15 protein-coding genes are annotated in these 17,777 nt (G+C 67.8%); 10 read left to right on the top strand and 5 right to left on the bottom strand.

What is annotated here, in order from left to right:
* Window positions 1-7 precede the first annotated feature (7 nt).
* From ACAM42_RS08065 to serA, 3 genes are all read right to left on the bottom strand, one after another.
* Entirely contained in the window at window positions 8-445 is a 438-nt protein-coding gene (locus ACAM42_RS08065; protein ID WP_369631680.1) for an HIT family protein, read from the bottom strand.
* On the bottom strand, window positions 442-4,320 hold the full coding sequence (locus tag ACAM42_RS08060; protein ID WP_369631679.1) for a DUF3683 domain-containing protein: 3,879 nt from the start codon (window positions 4,318-4,320) through the stop codon (window positions 442-444). The genes ACAM42_RS08065 and ACAM42_RS08060 overlap by 4 nt, the downstream gene beginning before the upstream one ends.
* Window positions 4,321-4,449: 129 nt before the next feature.
* Window positions 4,450-5,682 carry a phosphoglycerate dehydrogenase gene (gene serA, locus ACAM42_RS08055; protein WP_070063599.1) on the bottom strand — a complete coding sequence of 411 codons (1,233 nt, stop codon included), beginning with the start codon at window positions 5,680-5,682 and terminating at the stop codon, window positions 4,450-4,452.
* Between the two features lie 227 nt (window positions 5,683-5,909).
* On the opposite strand from serA, the gene ugpB reads away from it, so the two are divergent.
* From ugpB to ACAM42_RS08025, 6 genes are all read left to right on the top strand, one after another.
* Window positions 5,910-7,220 carry a sn-glycerol-3-phosphate ABC transporter substrate-binding protein UgpB gene (gene ugpB / locus ACAM42_RS08050; RefSeq protein WP_369631678.1) on the top strand — a complete coding sequence of 437 codons (1,311 nt, stop codon included), beginning with the start codon at window positions 5,910-5,912 and terminating at the stop codon, window positions 7,218-7,220.
* A gap of 98 nt (window positions 7,221-7,318) precedes the next feature.
* Window positions 7,319-8,200: a sn-glycerol-3-phosphate ABC transporter permease UgpA gene (gene ugpA / locus ACAM42_RS08045; RefSeq protein ID WP_062474481.1), complete on the top strand. Its 882-nt coding sequence runs from the start codon at window positions 7,319-7,321 to the stop codon at window positions 8,198-8,200.
* A 39-nt stretch (window positions 8,201-8,239) separates the two neighbouring features.
* Window positions 8,240-9,091, top strand: a complete 852-nt coding sequence (gene ugpE, locus ACAM42_RS08040; protein ID WP_062474482.1) for a sn-glycerol-3-phosphate ABC transporter permease UgpE — start codon at window positions 8,240-8,242, stop codon at window positions 9,089-9,091.
* 3 nt (window positions 9,092-9,094) lie between these two features.
* The gene (locus ACAM42_RS08035; RefSeq protein ID WP_307584112.1) at window positions 9,095-10,102 is read left to right on the top strand and encodes a sn-glycerol-3-phosphate import ATP-binding protein UgpC; all 1,008 of its coding nucleotides are present in this window, start codon (window positions 9,095-9,097) and stop codon (window positions 10,100-10,102) included.
* Between the two features lie 3 nt (window positions 10,103-10,105).
* Window positions 10,106-10,852 carry a glycerophosphodiester phosphodiesterase gene (gene ugpQ / locus ACAM42_RS08030; protein WP_369631677.1) on the top strand — a complete coding sequence of 249 codons (747 nt, stop codon included), beginning with the start codon at window positions 10,106-10,108 and terminating at the stop codon, window positions 10,850-10,852.
* Window positions 10,853-10,903: 51 nt separating this feature from the next.
* Window positions 10,904-13,408, top strand: a complete 2,505-nt coding sequence (locus ACAM42_RS08025) for a DUF3772 domain-containing protein (protein ID WP_369631676.1) — start codon at window positions 10,904-10,906, stop codon at window positions 13,406-13,408.
* A gap of 13 nt (window positions 13,409-13,421) precedes the next feature.
* On the opposite strand, the gene ACAM42_RS08020 is transcribed toward ACAM42_RS08025, so the two are convergent.
* A complete protein-coding gene (locus ACAM42_RS08020) occupies window positions 13,422-13,892 on the bottom strand; it encodes an Lrp/AsnC family transcriptional regulator (protein WP_056578260.1) in 471 nt (156 codons plus the stop codon).
* Between the two features lie 225 nt (window positions 13,893-14,117).
* Between ACAM42_RS08020 and ACAM42_RS08015 the strand changes: the two genes are divergently transcribed.
* From ACAM42_RS08015 to ACAM42_RS08000, 4 genes are all read left to right on the top strand, one after another.
* Window positions 14,118-15,095, top strand: a complete 978-nt coding sequence (locus ACAM42_RS08015) for an ABC transporter substrate-binding protein (RefSeq protein ID WP_369631675.1) — start codon at window positions 14,118-14,120, stop codon at window positions 15,093-15,095.
* A gap of 81 nt (window positions 15,096-15,176) precedes the next feature.
* Entirely contained in the window at window positions 15,177-16,073 is an 897-nt protein-coding gene (locus ACAM42_RS08010) for an ABC transporter permease (protein WP_062474491.1), read from the top strand.
* Window positions 16,073-16,867 (top strand): ABC transporter ATP-binding protein, encoded by a 795-nt coding sequence (locus ACAM42_RS08005; RefSeq protein ID WP_159274960.1) that lies wholly within the window; start codon window positions 16,073-16,075, stop codon window positions 16,865-16,867. The genes ACAM42_RS08010 and ACAM42_RS08005 overlap by 1 nt, the downstream gene beginning before the upstream one ends.
* Window positions 16,867-17,385: a GNAT family N-acetyltransferase gene (locus ACAM42_RS08000; RefSeq protein ID WP_369631674.1), complete on the top strand. Its 519-nt coding sequence runs from the start codon at window positions 16,867-16,869 to the stop codon at window positions 17,383-17,385. Before ACAM42_RS08005 ends, ACAM42_RS08000 begins: the two co-directional genes overlap by 1 nt.
* 7 nt (window positions 17,386-17,392) lie before the next feature.
* On the opposite strand, the gene ACAM42_RS07995 is transcribed toward ACAM42_RS08000, so the two are convergent.
* Complete coding sequence (locus tag ACAM42_RS07995; RefSeq protein WP_070063606.1) at window positions 17,393-17,671, bottom strand: hypothetical protein; 279 nt, start codon at window positions 17,669-17,671, stop codon at window positions 17,393-17,395.
* Between the last annotated feature and the right edge of the window lie 106 nt (window positions 17,672-17,777).

The following is a 17,777-nucleotide window of genomic DNA, read 5'->3' as shown; positions in this document are numbered from 1 at the left end:
GAAGGCCTCAGGCCAGCGTCGCCAGCCGACGGACCATGTCGGCCTCCGCCTGCGGCAGCAACGCCTGCACGGCGGCCAGCCGCTCGGCCGGCGCGGTCCGCTGCACGGCAGCCCAGACCGAACCGGGGAAATGGCTGTCCCAGTCGAAGCGCGCGATCACATGCCAGTGCAGGTGCGCCACCATGTTGCCGAGCGCGGCGATGTTGAGCTTGGTGGGCGCCAGCGCGTCGCGCAGGCACTGCTCCACGCGCACCACGGCTTCCATGCACAGCACGCGGTCGGCCGCGTCGAGATCGGAGAACTCCGCCGCATGGTCTTGCCACACCACGCGATAGAAGGCCGGAAAGCCTTCTTCCTGTGCATGGATGACACGCAGCTTCGCGCCTTCGAACACGATGCGCCCGCCGGGCGCGTCGCATAGTGGGCAACCGGCCACCGCCGTCATACGAGCACCCGCTCGATGCCGCCCTGGTTGGCAGCGGCCACGTAGTTCGGCATCCAGTCGTCGCCGAGCAGCTTGTTGGCCATCTCGACCACGATGTAGTCGGCTTCGAGCAGGCCGTTATTCAGGTCGTTGCCGTAGCGCGAGAGGCCTTGCAGGCAGCTCGGGCAGCTGGTGAGGATCTTCACGTTGTCGGTGGCGCCGACATTGCCGCTCTCGCGCAGCGCGGCCTCGCCCTTCTTCAGCTCTTCTTCCTTGCGGAAGCGGATCTGCGTCGAGATGTCGGGCCGCGACACGCCCAGCGTGCCCGACTCGCCGCAGCAGCGGTCGTTCTTGAGCACGTTGTCGCCGACCAGCGCCTTCACGGTCTTCATCGGGTCCTGCTGCTTCATCGGCGAATGGCAGGGGTCGTGGTACAGGTAGCCGCCACCGCCCGCATCGGCCAGGGTGATGCCCTTTTCGAGCAGGTACTCGTGGATGTCGATGATCCGGCAGCCCGGGAAGATCTTGTCGAACTGGTAGCCCTGCAGCTGGTCGTAGCAGGTGCCGCAGCTCACCACCACGGTCTTGATGTCCAGGTAGTTCAGCGTGTTGGCGACACGGTGGAAGAGCACGCGGTTGTCCGTGATCATCTTCTCGGCCTTGTCGAACTGGCCGCTGCCGCGCTGCGGATAGCCGCAGCACAGGTAGCCCGGCGGCAGCACGGTCTGCACGCCCGCGTGCCAGAGCATCGCCTGCGTGGCCAGGCCCACCTGCGAGAACAGCCGCTCCGAGCCGCAGCCCGGGAAGTAGAAGACCGCCTCGGTTTCCGAGCTGGTCGTCTTCGGGTTGCGGATGATCGGCACGTAGTCCGCATCCTCGATGTCGAGCAGCGCGCGTGCCGTCTTCTTCGGCAGGTTGCCCGGCATCTTCTTGTTGATGAAGTGGATCACCTGCTCCTTGATGGGTGCAGGCCCCAGCGTGGCCGGCGGTGCGCCGGTCTGCTTCTTTGCGAGGCCGCGCAGCAGGTCGTTGGCCATGCGCTGCGCCTTGAAGCCGATGCCCACCATGCCCGCGCGCACCGCCTTGATGGTCTGCGGGTTGGTCGCGTTCAGGAAGAACATCGCGGCCGCGTTGCCGGGGCGGAAGCTCTTCTGGCCCATCTTGCGCAGCAGGTTGCGCATGTTCATCGACACGTCGCCGAAGTCGATCTTCACCGGGCACGGCGTGAGGCACTTGTGGCACACGGTGCAGTGGTCGGCCACGTCCTCGAACTCTTCCCAGTGCTTGATGCTGATGCCGCGCCGGGTCTGCTCCTCGTAGAGGAAGGCTTCCACCAGCAGCGAGGTCGCGAGGATCTTGTTGCGCGGGCTGTACAGCAGGTTGGCGCGCGGCACGTGCGTGGCGCACACCGGCTTGCACTTGCCGCAGCGCAGGCAGTCCTTGACGCTGTCGGCGATGGCGCCGATGTCGCTCTGCTGCATGATCAGAGACTCGTGGCCCATGAGGCCGAAGCTCGGCGTGTAGGCGTTGGTCAGGTCGGCGTGCAGGGTCTGCGCCTGCCCCGCGGGCGCGCGCAGCAGCTTGCCCTTGTTGAAGCGGCCTTCGGGGTCGACCCGGGCCTTGTACTCGGTGAACGGACGCAGCTCTTCGTCGGTGAGGAACTCGAGCTTGGTGATGCCGATGCCGTGCTCGCCCGAGATCACGCCGTCCAGGCTGCGTGCCAGCGCCATGATGCGCACCACCGCGGCATGCGCGGTCTGCAGCATCTCGTAGTTGTCGCTGTTGACGGGCAGGTTGGTGTGCACGTTGCCGTCGCCCGCGTGCATGTGCAGCGCGACCCACACGCGGCCCTTGAGCACCTGCTTGTGGATGGCGGTGCACTCGGCCAGGATCGGCCCGAACTCGGCGCCCGAAAAAATCTCCTGCAGCGGCTGGCGCAGCTGGGTCTTCCAGCTAGCGCGCAGCGTGTGGTCCTGCAGCTGCGGGAACAGCGTGTCGACGTTCTCGAGCCAGCCGGCCCACAGCGCGCGCACCTCGTGCACCAGCGCCACGGCCTGCGCCACGCGGTCTTCCAGCAGCTCGGCCGCCGGAATCTCGTGCGCGTCGTCGGTCTTGCCCAGCGGCAGGTTGCCGCGCGTGAGGAAGGCTTCGAGCGCATCGGTGAGCGCCAGCTTGTTCTGCAGCGACAGCTCGATGTTGATGCGCTCGATGCCGTCGCTGTACTCGGCCATGCGCGGCAGCGGGATCACCACGTCTTCGTTGATCTTGAAGGCGTTGGTGTGCTTGCTGATGGCGGCCGTGCGCTTGCGGTCGAGCCAGAATTTCTTGCGCGCCTCGGGGCTGATGGCAATGAAGCCTTCGCCGCTGCGCGAGTTGGCGATGCGCACCACTTCCGAGGTGGCACGGGCCACCGCGTCGGCGTCGTCGCCGGCGATGTCGCCGAACAGCACCATCTTGGGCAGGCCGCCATGCTTCTTCGACTTGGTGGCGTAACCCACGGCCTTCAGGTAGCGGTCGTCCAGGTGCTCGAGGCCGGCCAGCAGCACGCCCGAGCGCTTCTGCTCGGCGAACATGAAGTCCTTGATCTCGACGATGCTGGGCACCGCGTCCTTCGCGTTGCCGAAGAATTCGAGGCACACGGTGCGCGTGTGCGCCGGCATCTTGTGCACCACCCAGCGGCAGCTGGTGATGAGGCCGTCGCAGCCCTCTTTCTGGATGCCCGGCAGGCCGGAGAGGAACTTGTCGGTCACGTCCTTGCCCAGGCCTTCCTTGCGGAAGGTCTTGCCGGGAATGTCCAGGCGCTCGGTGCGCAGTTTCGTCTTGCCGTCGGCGGCGTAGTACTGCAGCTCGAAGACGGCGCTCTCGGCGTCGTGGATCTTGCCCAGGTTATGGCCAACGCGCGTGACTTCAAGCCATTCGGCCTGCGGCGTGACCATGCGCCACGAGGCGAGGTTGTCCAGCGCCGTGCCCCACAGCACGGCCTTCTTGCCGCCGGCGTTCATGGCGACGTTGCCGCCGACGCACGAGGCCTCGGCGGAGGTCGGGTCGACCGCGAACACGAAGCCCGCGCGCTCGGCCGCGTCGGCCACGCGCTGCGTGACCACGCCGGCCTCGGTCCAGATGGTGGGCACGGGCGCGGCCAGGCCGGGCAGCGCGACGTGCTCGACCTCGGTCATCGCCTCGAGCTTCTCGGTGTTGATGACCACGCTCTTCCAGGTCAGCGGGATCGCGCCGCCGGTGTAGCCGGTGCCGCCGCCGCGCGGAATGATGGTCAGGCCCAGCTCGATGCAGCCCTTGACCAGCAGCGCCATCTCGGCCTCGGTGTCGGGGCACAGCACGACGAAGGGGTACTCGACGCGCCAGTCGGTGGCGTCGGTCACGTGCGACACGCGCGAGAGGCCGTCGAACTTGATATTGTCCTTGGCCGTGAGCCGGCCCAGCACGCGGGTGGCCTTGCGGCGCAGCGCGGCGACGTCGCGGAAGGTGTCGTCGAAGGCGGCGACGGCCTGGCTGACCAGCCCGGTGAGCTCGCCCACCAGCTGGTCGCGCGGCAGGTCGCTGTCGGGGGTGCGGCGCTTCTGCACCTCGCCCAGGCGGTGGCGCAGGGCGTCGACCAGCTGGCCGCGGCGGCGCGGGTTGTCCAGCAGGTCGTCGACGAGGTAGGGGTTGCGCTGCACCACCCAGATGTCGCCCAGCACCTCGTAGAGCATGCGCGCCGATCGGCCGGTGCGGCGCTCGGCGCGCAGGGTCTGCAGCAGGTCCCAGCCGCGCTCGCCCAGGAGGCGAATCACGATCTCCCGGTCGGAGAAGCTGGTGTAGTTGTAGGGGATCTCGCGCAGTCGTACAGGCTCTGCGGCCTGTGACAACAGCGTATTCAACGCGGTCGGAGCATTCATCGGGTGGGGCCCTTGGCCAGGCGCTGCGCGCCCATGTAGCCGGGGGGTCGATTTTAGGGCAGGCCCCGGGGGCTTTGCCGTGCCCGGCCGCTATTCCCTATCGCGGGGCCCGCGGGGGCCCCGGCAGGCTCAGAACAGCACGCGGCTGCGGATCGTCCCGCCCACCTTCGCCAGCTTTTCCAGCGCCAGGTCGGACGAGGCGGCGTCGATGTCCATCACGACGTAGCCGATCTTCTCGTTGGTCTGCAGGAACTGGGACGAGATGTTGATGTTGTTGTCCGAGAAGATCTTGTTGATCTCGGACAGCACGCCCGGCACGTTGCGGTGGATGTGCAGCAGGCGGTGCTTGCCCGGGTGCGCCGGCAGCGCCACCTCGGGAAAGTTGACCGACGAGGTCGAGGTGCCGTTGTCGCTGTACTTGACCAGCTTCTCGGCCACTTCGAGCCCGATGTTGGCCTGCGCCTCCATGGTCGAGCCGCCGATGTGCGGCGTGAGGATCACGTTGTCCAGCCCGCGCAGCGGCGACTGGAACTCGTCCTTGTTGGTGCGCGGCTCGACCGGGAACACGTCGATGGCGGCGCCCAGCAGCTTCTTGCTCTTGAGGGCCTCGGCCAGCGGCTCGATCTCGACCACGGTGCCGCGCGAGGCGTTCAGCAGGATGGCGCCCGGCTTCATGGCGGCGATCTCGGCCGCGCCGATCATCCATTGCGTGGCCTGGGTCTCGGGCACGTGCAGGGTCACGATGTCGCTCTGGCCCAGCAGCTGGTGCAGCTCGCGCACCTGGCGGGCGTTGCCCAGCGGCAGCTTGGTGACCACGTCGTAGAAGGCCACGTGCATGCCCAGCGCCTCGGCCAGCACCGACAGCTGCGCGCCGATGGAGCCGTAGCCCACGATGCCCAGCGTCTTGCCGCGGATTTCGAAGGCGTTCTCGGCCGACTTGAGCCAGCCGCCGCGGTGCGCCACGGCGCTTTTCTCGGGCACGCCGCGCAGCAGCAGGATGGCTTCGGCCAGCACCAGCTCGGCCACCGAGCGGGTGTTGGAATACGGGGCGTTGAACACGGCCACGCCGTGTTCGCGGGCGGCTTCGAGGTCGACCTGGTTGGTGCCGATGCAGAAGCACCCGGCGGCCACCAGCTTGTGGGCAGCAGCGAACACCTCGGCCGTCAGCTGGGTGCGCGAGCGGATGCCCACGAAGTGCACGTCGGCGATCTTGGCCTTGAGTTCGGCGTCGGGCAGCGCACCCGGCAGCGACTCGATGTTGGTGTAGCCGGCGGCGCGCAGCACCTCCACGGCCGAGGGGTGGATGCCTTCGAGCAAGAGGAACTTGATCCTGCTTTTGTCGAGGGAGGTTTTGCTGCTCATGACGTACTCAAGGAAGCCCCGGCCATGGCGACAAGCTAGGCCAAAAAAGGGAGGGCGATGCTAGCATGGTGCAGCGCAGCATGAGGCCCGCAACCCGCGCCGGGCTTGACGCCAAAGGGGTTTCCCCGATTGGAGGAACCCTTCGGTCCGTGCCCCAATGTGACGCGGCTGTGTCACGCACATGCCCTAGCATTCGCGCTTTCCATTTTTTCCCTTCAGGAGTCTTCATGCGATTCAAGACGCTCGCGTTGGCATCGGCGCTGGCCGCCACGCTGTTCAATGCAGCCCAGGCCCAGACCGAGATCCAGTGGTGGCATTCCATGACCGCCGTCAACAACGAGTGGGTCAACGACCTGGCCAAGCAGTTCAACGAGAGCCAGAAGGAATACAAGATCGTCCCGACCTTCAAGGGCACGTACGACGAATCGATGACGGCCTCCATCGCGGCCTTCCGCTCGGGCAACGCGCCGCACATCCTGCAGGTGTTCGAAGTGGGCACCGCCACCATGATGGCCAGCAAGGGCGCCGTCATTCCGGTCGGCCAGCTCATGAAGGACGCAGGCGAGAAGTTCGACCCGGCCGCCTACATCCCCGCCGTGGCCGGTTACTACACCGCCCCCAACGGCCAGATGCTGAGCTTCCCGTTCAACAGCTCGACCACCATCTTCTATTTCAACAAGGACGCCTTCAAGGCCGCCGGCCTGCCCACCGACAAGGCCCCCGCCACCTGGCCCGAAGTGGTGGCCGCCGCCGCCAAGCTCAAGGCCAGCGGCCACAAGTGCCCGTTCACCACCGCCTGGCAGAACTGGACGCAGGTCGAGAGCTTCTCGGCCTGGCACAACGTGGAGTTCGCCAGCAAGGCCAACGGCCTGCAGGGCCTGGACGCGCGCCTGAAGGTGAATTCGCCCCTGCACCAGCGCCACATCGAGAACCTGGCCAGCATGTCCAAGCAGGGCCTGTTCATCTACAAGGGCCGCGGCAACGTGCCCGAGGCCTCGTTCGTGTCGGGCGAGTGCGCCATGATCAACACGTCGTCGGGCTTCTACGGCAACGTGGCCAAGAACGCCAAGTTCGCCTACGGCCTGGCCCCCCTGCCCTACTACCCGGACGTGCCGGGCGCACCGCAGAACACCGTGATCGGCGGCGCCAGCCTGTGGGTCATGTCGGGCAAGAAGGCCGCCGAGTACAAGGGCGTGGCCAAGTTCTTCAGCTTCATCTCGACGCCTGAAGTGCAGTCCGCCAGCCACAAGCGCACCGGCTACCTGCCGGTGACCACCGCCTCGTACAAGCTCACCGAAGAGTCGGGCTTCTACAAGCAGAACCCCGGCACCGACGTGGCCGTGACGCAGATGATCCGCAAGGTCACCGACAAGAGCCGCGGCATCCGCCTGGGCAACTACGTGCAGATCCGCGCCATCGAGGACGAAGAGCTCGAACAGGTCTGGGGCGGCAAGAAGACCGCCAAGGAAGCCCTCGACTCGATCGTGACCCGCGGCAACGAACAGCTCGAACGCTTCCAAAAGGCGAACAAAAGCTAACGATTGAAGATCCGGGCTCCGTGTCCGGCTAATATCGCCCGCCCCCGCACGCCCTTCTTCCAGGGTGCGCCGGGCGGGATTTTTTATGTAGGGGCTTCATGGAAAAACGCGTTTTCTTTCGCTCGGGCTGGTTGCCCTGGCTGCTGCTGACACCGCAGATGGCGGTGATCCTCGTGTTTTTCTTCTGGCCGGCCGGCCAGGCGCTGTTGCAATCGCTGCAGCAGCAGGACGCGTTCGGCACGTCGGTCGAGTTCGTCGGGTTCGACAACTTCCGCCACCTGTTCGACGACCCGGCCTATGCCGAGTCGTTCAAGACCACCGCGCTGTTCTCGGTGCTGGTGGCCGGCATCGGCATCAGCCTGTCGCTGATGCTGGCCGTGTTCGCCGACCGCATCGTGCGCGGCGGCATGTTCTACAAGACCATGCTGATCCTGCCGTACGCCGTGGCGCCCGCCGTGGCGGCCGTGCTGTGGGTCTTCATGTTCTCGCCCTCGCTGGGCGTGGTGGCCTATGCGCTGGGCAAGATCGGCATCAACTGGAACCACCTGCTCGACTCGGGCCACGCCATGACGCTGATCGTGATGGCCTCGGTGTGGAAGCAGATCTCGTACAACTTCCTGTTCTTCCTGGCCGGGCTGCAGTCGATCCCGAAGTCGCTGATCGAGGCCGCGGCCATCGACGGCGCGCGCCCGTGGCGCCGCTTCTGGACCGTGCAGTTCCCGCTGCTGTCGCCCACCACCTTCTTCCTGCTGGTGATCAACGTGGTCTACGCCTTCTTCGACACCTTCGCGATCGTCGATGCGGCCACGCAGGGCGGCCCGGGCAAGGACACGACCATCCTGGTCTACAAGGTCTACCACGACGGCTTCAAGGGCCTGGACCTGGGCGGCTCGGCCGCGCAGTCGGTGGTGCTGATGGTGATCGTGGTGGCGCTGACCGTCATCCAGTTCCGCTACGTCGAGAAGAAAGTGCAGTACTGATGAAGCAACAAGAAAAAATCGAATTCGGCGGAGCGCAGCATGGTTGAGAAACGCGGCACGCAGGGCATCCTGGCCCACGTCATCATGATCCTGGGCGTGTTCATCGTCGCCTTCCCGCTCTACCTGGCGTTCGTGGCGTCCACGCACACGGCCCAGGAGATCGTGCAGGCGCCGATGCCCCTGACACCCGGCTCGAACATCGTCGACAGCTACAAGGGCGCGCTGTTCGGGCGCGAGAGCAGCGCGGGCTCCAACGCCCCGGTGGCGCACATGATGTGGGTGAGCTTCGTGACGGCCATGGTCATCGCCATCGGCAAGATCACCATCTCGCTGCTGTCGGCCTTCGCCATCGTGTACTTCCGCTTCCCGTTCAAGAAGATCTGCTTCTGGGCCATCTTCGTGACGCTGATGCTGCCGGTGGAGGTGCGCATCCTGCCCACCTACAAGGTGCTGTCCGACCTGAACATGCTGAACACCTACGCGGGCCTGACGGTGCCGCTGATCGCGTCGGCCACGGCGACCTTCCTGTTCCGCCAGTTCTTCCTCACGGTGCCCGACGAGCTCACCGAAGCGTCGCGCATGGACGGCGCGAGCCCCATGCGCTTCTTCTTCGACGTGCTGCTGCCGCTGTCCAAGACCTCGATCGCGGCGCTGTTCGTGATCCAGTTCATCTACGGCTGGAACCAGTACCTGTGGCCGCTGCTGGCGACCACGAGCGAAGACATGTACCCCGTGGTGGTCGGCATCAAGCGGATGATTGCCGGCGGCGACGGACAGAACGAATGGAACGTCGTGATGGCCACCGCCATCCTGGCGATGCTGCCGCCCGCGCTGGTGGTGATCCTGATGCAGAAATGGTTCGTCAAGGGCCTTGTTGATACCGAGAAATAAAAAATGGCAGCTCTTTCCCTACGCAACGTCATCAAGCGCTACGGCCACGGGCCGAAAGCCAACCAGGTCATCCACGGCGTGAGCGCCGAGATCGCCGACCACGAGTTCATCGTCATCGTCGGCCCCTCGGGCTGCGGCAAATCGACGCTGCTGCGCATGGTCGCGGGCCTGGAGGAAATCTCGGCCGGCGAAATCTGCATCGGCGGCAAGGTGGTGAACCAGCTCGAACCCTCCGAGCGCGACATCGCCATGGTGTTCCAGAACTACGCGCTGTACCCGCACATGAGCGTGTTCGCGAACATGGCCTACGGCCTGAAGATCGCCAAGGTGCCGACGGCCGAGATCAAGGTGCGCGTCGACAAGGCCGCCAAGATCCTCGAGCTGGGCCACCTGCTCGAGCGCAAGCCGCGCGAACTCTCGGGCGGCCAGCGCCAGCGCGTGGCCATGGGCCGCGCCATCGTGCGCCAGCCGCAGGTGTTCCTGTTCGACGAACCGCTGTCGAACCTGGACGCCAAGCTGCGCGCCCAGACCCGCCTCGAGATCCAGAAGCTGCACCGCGAGCTCGGCATCACCTCGCTGTTCGTCACGCACGACCAGGTCGAGGCCATGACGCTGGCGCAGCGCATCATCGTGATGAACGGCGGCGTGATGGACCAGTTCGCGACGCCCGAAGAGGTGTACTCCAGGCCCGCCACCACCTTCGTGGCGAGCTTCATCGGCTCGCCGCCGATGAACCTGCTCAAGCACGCACCGGGCGTGCGCCCGGGCCAGATCCTGGGCATCCGCCCCGAGCACATGAAGCTCGACGAAAGCGGCTGGACCGTGCAGGTCGAGCAGGTCGAACTGCTGGGCGCCGAGCGCCTGGTGTATGGCCGCATCGGCGACGAGCAGATCATCATGCGCACCGACGAAGGCGACCACCCGCCGGTGGCTGGCGACACGGTGAAGATCGCCGCGCGCGAAGACAAGCTGCACTGGTTCGACGCCGGCTCCGGCAAGCGCGCCGACTGAGCGATGGCCGAACGCAGCCCCTGGCCCTACCCCCGCTGGGTCGCTCACCGCGGCGCCGGCAAGCTGGCGCCCGAGAACACGCTCGCGGCCTTCCGCTTCGGCGCCTCGCACGGCTACCGCATGTTCGAGTGCGACGCCAAGCTCAGCGCCGACGGCGTGGTGTTCCTGATGCACGACGCCACGCTCGATCGCACCACCAACGGCCACGGCATCGGCGGCCAGCAGACGTGGAGCGCGCTGTCGCAGCTCGACGCGGGCGGCTGGCATTCGCGCGCCTTCGCGGGCGAGCCGCTGCCCACGCTGGAGAACCTGGCGCGCTTCTGCCGGGCCAACGAGCTGCTGCTGAACATCGAGATCAAGCCCACGCCCGGCACCGAACGCGAGACCGGCGAGGTGGTGGCACGCGAAGCCGCGCGCCTCTGGCAAGGTGCGGCCGTGCCGCCACTGCTCACCTCGTTCCAGGTCGATGCGTTGAAGGGCGCACAGGCCGTGCAGCCCGAGCTGCCGCGCGGCCTGCTGCTCGACACGCTCTGGAATGGCTGGCTCGACACCGCGCTGGGCCTGGGTTGCCAGGCCATCGTCTGCAACCACGCGCTGTGGGACGCCGCCACGGTGGCGCAGGTGCATGGCGCGGGCCTGCGCTCGCTGAGCTACACGGTGAACGACGACTGGGCGGCGCAGCGGCTCATCGACCTGGGCACCGACGGCATCATCACCGACCGGGTGGACCTGTTCAGCCCCGCGGGCTGACGCTGCATTTCTTACCCGTTCTTACGTCATGGCGGCTTCTATGATGCGGCCATGAATCGGACCTCTCGCCTGGCGGGCCTGTGCCTTCCCGCCCTCCTGGCTCTGTGGGCCCTGCTGACGTGCGGCGGCGCCTTCGCGCAGCCGGACGCCAGCATGAACGCAGGCAACGGCAACCCCAACAACAGCGCCAACACCGCGGCGGCCGCCGCCCCGCCCCCCACCATCGCCGAGCTGCGCGCGCAGTTCGCCCGCATCGCGCCCTCGGGCAAGGCCAACGCCAGTGTCGTTCCGGGCGCCGAAGACGACGCACGCAAGCAGCTCGCGCAGATCAACGAGATCGGCGTGCAGGCCGACAAGTTCGTCGCCGCCCGCGCCAGCGAGCTGGCCGACCTGAACGCGCGCCTCGGCGAACTCGGCAACCCGCCCGCCGCCGGCGCCACCGAAGACCCCAACATCACGCGCCAGCGCGCGCAGCTGACCAAGGAACGCAACGCGCTCGACGCGGACATCCGCCTGGCCAAGCTGCTGGCGATCGACGTGCGCCAGCGCGGCACCGACGTGGTGTCGCAGCGGCGCCAGCAGTTCGAGGCCGAACTCACCAGCCGCGCCGCCTCGCCGCTCAGCGGCGAATTCTGGGACGACCTGCGCGAGGCCTGGCCCGACGACTTCGAACGGCTGCAGGCGATCGGGGCGGCGCTCGGTGACGGCTTCGACCAGGCGCTGCAGCCCGAAAGCCGCACGCCCGTGATCGCCTCGTTCATCGGCGCGCTGCTGCTCGCCTGGCTCGGCGTCTGGGCCGCCGAGCGCGGGCTGGCGCGCCTGGCCACGCGCGTGCTGCCGGCCGGGCGGCTGCGCCGCTCGCTGCTGGTGATCGCCATCGTCGCCACGCACGTGCTGCTGGTCGCCGTGGCCGCGCACGGCGTCGTCGAGGTGCTCAAGGCCCACGCGATGTGGGACGCGCAGGCGCGCAAGGCGCTGCAATCGGCGGCGCAGACGCTGACCTTCATGGCGTTCATCATCGGCCTGGGGCGCGGGTTGCTGGCCACGGGGCGGCCGTCGTGGCGCCTGCCGGCCATTCCCGATCTCACGGCGCAGCGCCTGTCGGCGCTGCCGTGGCTGGTGGCGCTGGTGGCCGCGCTGGCGTGGACGCCGGCCGAGATCAACGCGCTCATCGACGCCAGCTTTGCCGCCGTGGTCACCACGCACGTGGCGACGGCGCTGCTACTCACCGCGCTGGTGGGCACCGTCGTGTACCGCCTGAAGGCGCTGCGCGCCGACGCGCCCGACGCCGGCCTGCCGGAACGGCCGATGTGGGTCGGGGTGCTGGTGGCGCTGATCGTGGTGCTGGTCATCACCATCTGGGTGCTGGTGGCCTTCGGCTACGTGGCGCTGGCGAGCTTCCTGGCCTCGCAGCTCACCTGGAGCGGCATCGTCGCGGCGGCCTTCTATGTGCTGTTCAAGTTCGCCGACGACCTGTTCATGGCCGTGGTGTCCTCGCGCAGCGCCTCCGGCCAGCGGCTGCAGAAGAGCTTCGGCTTGGCGCCGCAGACGCTCGACCAAGCGGCCACGGTGCTCTCGGGCCTGAGCCGCGTGGCGCTGTTCTTCTACATGCTGGTGGCGCTGGCCGCGCCGCTGGGCACGGGCCCGGGCGAGGTGTTTCAGCGCGGCGGCAAGCTCGGCACCGGCGTGAAGGTGGGCGAGTTCCAGCTGGTGCCGGGCGCGATCCTCAGCGCCGTGGCCGTGGCGGTGATCGGCTTCATCGTGCTGCGGGTGTTCAAGCGCTGGCTGTCGCGCAGCTACCTGCCGAGCACGCAGTTCGAGCCCGGCATGCAGAGCTCGATCACCACGCTGCTGGGCTACGTGGGCGGCATCCTGGTGGTGGCGTTCTCGCTGTCGGCGCTGGGCATCGGCATCGAGCGCATCGCGTGGGTGGCGAGCGCGCTGTCGGTGGGCATCGGCTTCGGCCTGCAGGCCATCGTGCAGAACTTCATCTCGGGGCTGATCCTGCTGGCCGAGCAGCCGGTGAAGGTGGGCGACTGGGTGGTGCTGGGCACCACCGAGGGCGACGTGCGGCGCATCAACGTGCGCGCCACCGAGATCCAGCTGGGCGACCGCTCGACGCTGATCGTGCCGAACTCGGAGTTCATCACCAAGACCGTGCGCAACATGACGCTGGCCAACGCCGAAGGCCGCGTGCTGATCCGCCTGCCCATGCCGCTGACCACCGACGCGCAGCGCGTGCGCGAGCTGATCCTCGAGGCCTGCCGCGCGCACGAGGGCGTGCTGGAAACGCCGGCGCCCTCGCTGACGCTCGAAGGCATCGAGAACGGGCTGCTGATCTTCCAGGCCATCGCCTACGTGCCGAGCCCCCGGCTGGCGGGCGGCGTGCGCAGCGACCTGCTGTTCACGATCCTCGACGCGCTCAAGCAGGCCGACCTGCCGCTGGCCACGCCCACGACGCTGGTGATGGCGGCGCCCGCACCGGTGCTGCCCGCCGAGCCGTCGCCGGCGCCGGCCACGCCGGCGTCTCCGCTGCCGGGCACCACCAGCACCTGAAGCGCCCGTCGCCCTATTCGAGCGGCAGCGCTCCCGTGCACTTGATCTCGTTCAGGCACACGCTGGAGCGCACCGCCGACACGCCCGGCATGTGCATCAGCGTGTGCATCAGGAACTGGGACAGCGCCTCCAGGTCGCGCGCGACCACCTTGAGCACGTAGTCGAAGTCGCCCGTCACCGAGTAGCACTCCAGGATCTGGCGCATGTCGGCGATCAGGTCCTGGAACTTGGGCAGCTCGTCGACGTGGCCGCGCGCCATCGTGACGTGGATGAAGGCGATCACGCCCAGCCCGATGTGCCGTGCGTTGAGCCGTGCGGCGTAGCCGCTGATCAGCCCCAGTTCCTCGAGCCGCCGGTGGCGCCGCAGGCACTGCGCGGGCGACAACTGGGCCACCTCGGCCAGGTCCAGGTTGGACGCGCGGCCGTGCGCCTGGAGGTGGTCCAGAATCCGCCGATCGGTCCGATCGAGTTCGATGATCTGCAATTTCGTCTCCCCACACGCATCAATGATGCAATTATGTTTCCTAAAGCGGGGAAAGCCCGAGGCATTCATGCACCTTAATTGTGCAAAGTACGATCTAGACTTCGACGCGCCCGGACGGCGTTGCGCCACGCCGGGCCGCTGAATTGCGCGCCCTGGTGCTTTGCCGGTGCCTTGCCGGCGGCTTCGAACGCACCCACACCCCTTTCCCCACCCGGAGACCCTTACGTGAAAAACGCTTTGCTTCGCACCCCCTTCAGCGCCGTGGCCCTGGCCCTCGGCGTGCTCGCCGCCGCACCGGCCCTGGCCGCCGACAAGTCGGTCGCCGTGACCGCCATCGTCGAGCACCCGGCGCTGGACGCCGTGCGCGACGGCGTGAAGGAAGAGCTGAAGGCCGCCGGCTACGAAGCGGGCAAGAACCTCAAGTTCACCTACCAGAGCGCCCAGGGCAACGTGGGCACCGCCGCCCAGATCGCCCGCAAGTACGTGGGCGACGCACCCGACGTGATCGTCGCCATCGCCACGCCGTCGGCGCAGGCGACCGTGGCCGCCACCAAGACCATTCCCGTCGTGTACTCGGCCATCACCGACCCGGTGGCCGCCAAGCTGGTGAAGAACTGGGAGCCCTCGGGCACCAACGTGACCGGCGTGTCCGACCTGTCGCCGCTCGAAAAGCACATCGACCTGATCAAGAAGGTCGTGCCCACGGCCAAGCGCATCGGCGTGATCTACAGCCCGGGCGAAGCCAACTCGGTGGCCATCGTCGAGTCGCTCAAGAAGGCCGCCTCGGCCGCCGGCATGACGGTGGTCGAAGCCGCCGCCGCGCGTACGGTCGACGTGCCCACCGCCGCCCAGAGCCTGGTCGGCAAGGCCGACGTGATCTACACGCCCACCGACAACAACGTGGTCTCGGCCTTCGAAGGCATCGTGAAGGTGGCCCAGCAGGCCAAGCTGCCCGTGGTGGCCGCCGACACCGCCACCGTCGAGCGCGGCGCCGTGGCCGCGCTGGGCCTGAACTACACCGACATCGGCCGCCAGACCGGCAAGATCGTGGTGCGCATCCTCAAGGGCGAGAAGCCCGGCACCATCGCCTCGCAGACCAGCACCAACTTCGAGCTGGTGGTGAACCCCGGCGCGGCCAAGCTGCAGGGCGTGACCCTGTCGGACGCGCTGCTGAAGTCGGCGAAGGTCGTCAGCACCAAGTAAACGCCGCCCCGGCGGGCCTTTTTGCTCCCGGCGCAGGCCGGGCGCCGGGGCCCGCCGACTGCGCTCCCGCCGGAAGCCCCCATGTCCCTCATTGCTTCGCTGGGCGCCATCGAGATCGGTCTGATTTTTGGACTGGTCGCGCTGGGCGTCTTCATGTCGTTTCGCATCATCAACTTTCCCGACCTCACGGTGGACGGCAGCTTTCCGCTGGGCGCCGCCGTGGCCGCGACGCTGATCGTCGCGGGCTGGAACCCCGCCGCCGCCACGGCCGTGGCCTGCGTGGCCGGTGCCGCCTCGGGCTGGCTCACGGCCTGGCTCAACGTCAAGCTGAAGATCATGCAGCTGCTCGCGAGCATCCTGGTGATGATCGCGCTGTACTCCATCAACCTGCGCGTGATGGGCAAGCCCAATGTGGCGCTCATCACCGAACCCACCGTGTTCAGCATGGTCAGCTTCGGCGGCATGCCCGAGCAGTGGGCCAAGCCGCTGCTGCTGCTGATCATCGTGATCGCCGCGAAGATCGTGGTCGACCTGTTCTTTGCCTCCGAAGCGGGCCTGGCGATGCGCGCCACCGGCGGCAACGCGCGCATGGCGCGGGCCCAGGGCATCTCGACCGACTTCCAGACCATGGCGGGCCTGGCGCTCTCCAATGCGCTGGTGGCGCTGGCCGGCGCGCTGTTCGCGCAGAGCCAGGGCACGGCCGACATCTCGATGGGTGTGGGCACGATCGTGATCGGCCTGGCCGCCGTGATCATCGGCGAGACCCTGCTGCCCGCGCGCAGCATGGTCATCACCACGCTGGCCTGCGTGCTGGGTGCGCTGCTGTACCGCTTCTTCATCGCGATGGCGCTGAACACCGACTTCATGGGCCTGCAGGCGCAGGACCTGAACCTGGTCACCGCCGTGCTCGTGGCGTTCGCGCTGCTGGTGCCCGCCTACAAGCGCAAGCTGGGCGGACTCTTCAAGGGGAAGAACTGATGCTGCGCGCCCAACAACTCGAAATCACCTTCAACCCGGGCACGCCGATCGAGAACCGCGTGCTGCGCGGCCTGAGCCTGGACATTCCGACCGGCCAGTTCGTCACCGTGATCGGCTCCAACGGCGCGGGCAAGTCGACTTTCCTCAATGCGATCAGCGGCGACCTGATGGTCGACAAGGGCCGCCTGGAGATCGACGGCAAGGACGTGACCCGCCTGAACGCCTGGCAGCGCTCGGGCATGGTGGCGCGCGTGTTCCAGGACCCGATGGCCGGCACCTGCGAGGCGCTGACCATCGAGGAGAACATGGCGCTGGCGTGGAAGCGCGGCGAGCGGCGCGGCTTCGGCTTTTCGCTCAACCGCAACCTGCGCGAGCTGTTCCGCGAGAAGCTGTCGATCCTGAAGCTGGGCCTGGAAAACCGCCTGGCCGACCGCATCGGCCTGCTCTCGGGCGGCCAGCGCCAGGCCGTGAGCCTGCTGATGGCCTCGCTGCGGCCCTCGCGCATCCTGCTGCTGGACGAGCACACGGCCGCGCTCGACCCGAAGACCGCCGCCTTCGTGCTGGAGCTCACCGCCAAGATCGTCGAAGGCAGCCAGCTCACCGCGATGATGGTCACGCACAGCATGCGCCAGGCGCTGGACTACGGCACGCGCACCGTGATGCTTCACGAAGGCCAGGTGATCCTCGACGTGGCCGGCGACCAGCGCGCGGGCCTCGATGTGCCTGATCTGCTGCGCATGTTCGAGCAGACGCGCGGCGAGAAGCTGGACGACGACAAGCTGCTGCTGGCCTGATGGACGCAGCGGCTCCTCTTCTGCTCGTGCGCGACATGCGTGCGGACGACCTCGAAGCCGTGCTGGCGATCCAGCTCGCCTGCTACGGCGCGGGGTTCGTGGAGGACGGCGTGCTCATCGCGCGGCGGCTGGCGGCCTCGCCGCACACCGGCTGGGTGGCCGAGCACGGCGGTGCCGTGCGGGCCTACCTGGCGGCCTACCCCTCGCAGCGCGGCAAGCTCACGCCGTTGCACGGCGATTTCGAGGTGGCGCCCGACGCCGACGCGCTCTACCTGCACGACCTGGCCGTGCACCCCGAGGCCTCGGGGCTGGGCCTGGGGCCGCGCCTCGTGCGCCACGCCTGGGCCCACGCGCTGCGCGCGGGCTGGCGGCATTCGACGCTGGTGTCGGTGCAGGCTTCGGTCGGGTTCTGGGAACGCCAGGGCTATGCGGCCACGGTGCCGGCCGATGACCTGCAGCAGGCCCGGCTGGCGACCTACCCCGGGGACTCGGTCTACATGGCCCGCCGGCTGGACTGAGCCCGGCTCAGCGGCCCCAGCCGCGCATCGCGATCCACTGCACCGTGCCGCAGACCACCGCCAGCGCGGCATAGGTGGCCATCGAGCCGTCGCGGCCCGTGAGGATCAGCCCGGCCAGCGAGGTCAGCAGGCCGGCCCCGAAGGTGATCGCCCATTGCTTCCACCAGCGCGCAATGCCGGTGCGCGGGCCGCCGAGAAAGCGCCCGACCGCCACCAGCACCAAGGCGATGAAGGCCGCAGGTGCCGCAAAATTAAGCAGGTGGTTGAAGAGGTCCAGCAGGTCCATGAGGGGGCCACGAGTGGGCGTGAGGCCATGTGGCGAAGCGTATGGCTGTCATAGGGAAAGCCATTTGCCCCTCGGCAAACCTCGCCCGGCTGCTGATTTTATAATC

Source organism: Variovorax sp. V35, from assembly GCF_041154465.1.
GTDB classification, from domain to species: domain Bacteria; phylum Pseudomonadota; class Gammaproteobacteria; order Burkholderiales; family Burkholderiaceae_C; genus Variovorax; species Variovorax boronicumulans.
Note: the sequence above shows the minus strand (reverse complement) of the source record. Positions and strands in the feature narration are given on the sequence as shown.

Excerpts from the sequence above, each read along its gene's own strand:
- ACAM42_RS08065 (WP_369631680.1), bottom strand. The coding sequence starts at position 445 with ATGACGGCGGTGGCCGGTTGCCCACTATGCGACGCGCCCGGCGGGCGC.
- ACAM42_RS08060 (WP_369631679.1), bottom strand. The coding sequence starts at position 4,320 with ATGAATGCTCCGACCGCGTTGAATACGCTGTTGTCACAGGCCGCAGAG.
- serA (WP_070063599.1), bottom strand. The coding sequence starts at position 5,682 with ATGAGCAGCAAAACCTCCCTCGACAAAAGCAGGATCAAGTTCCTCTTG.
- ugpB (WP_369631678.1), top strand. The coding sequence starts at position 5,910 with ATGCGATTCAAGACGCTCGCGTTGGCATCGGCGCTGGCCGCCACGCTG.
- ugpA (WP_062474481.1), top strand. The coding sequence starts at position 7,319 with ATGGAAAAACGCGTTTTCTTTCGCTCGGGCTGGTTGCCCTGGCTGCTG.
- ugpE (WP_062474482.1), top strand. The coding sequence starts at position 8,240 with ATGGTTGAGAAACGCGGCACGCAGGGCATCCTGGCCCACGTCATCATG.
- ACAM42_RS08035 (WP_307584112.1), top strand. The coding sequence starts at position 9,095 with ATGGCAGCTCTTTCCCTACGCAACGTCATCAAGCGCTACGGCCACGGG.
- ugpQ (WP_369631677.1), top strand. The coding sequence starts at position 10,106 with ATGGCCGAACGCAGCCCCTGGCCCTACCCCCGCTGGGTCGCTCACCGC.
- ACAM42_RS08025 (WP_369631676.1), top strand. The coding sequence starts at position 10,904 with ATGAATCGGACCTCTCGCCTGGCGGGCCTGTGCCTTCCCGCCCTCCTG.
- ACAM42_RS08010 (WP_062474491.1), top strand. The coding sequence starts at position 15,177 with ATGTCCCTCATTGCTTCGCTGGGCGCCATCGAGATCGGTCTGATTTTT.
- ACAM42_RS08005 (WP_159274960.1), top strand. The coding sequence starts at position 16,073 with ATGCTGCGCGCCCAACAACTCGAAATCACCTTCAACCCGGGCACGCCG.
- ACAM42_RS08000 (WP_369631674.1), top strand. The coding sequence starts at position 16,867 with ATGGACGCAGCGGCTCCTCTTCTGCTCGTGCGCGACATGCGTGCGGAC.
- ACAM42_RS07995 (WP_070063606.1), bottom strand. The coding sequence starts at position 17,671 with ATGGACCTGCTGGACCTCTTCAACCACCTGCTTAATTTTGCGGCACCT.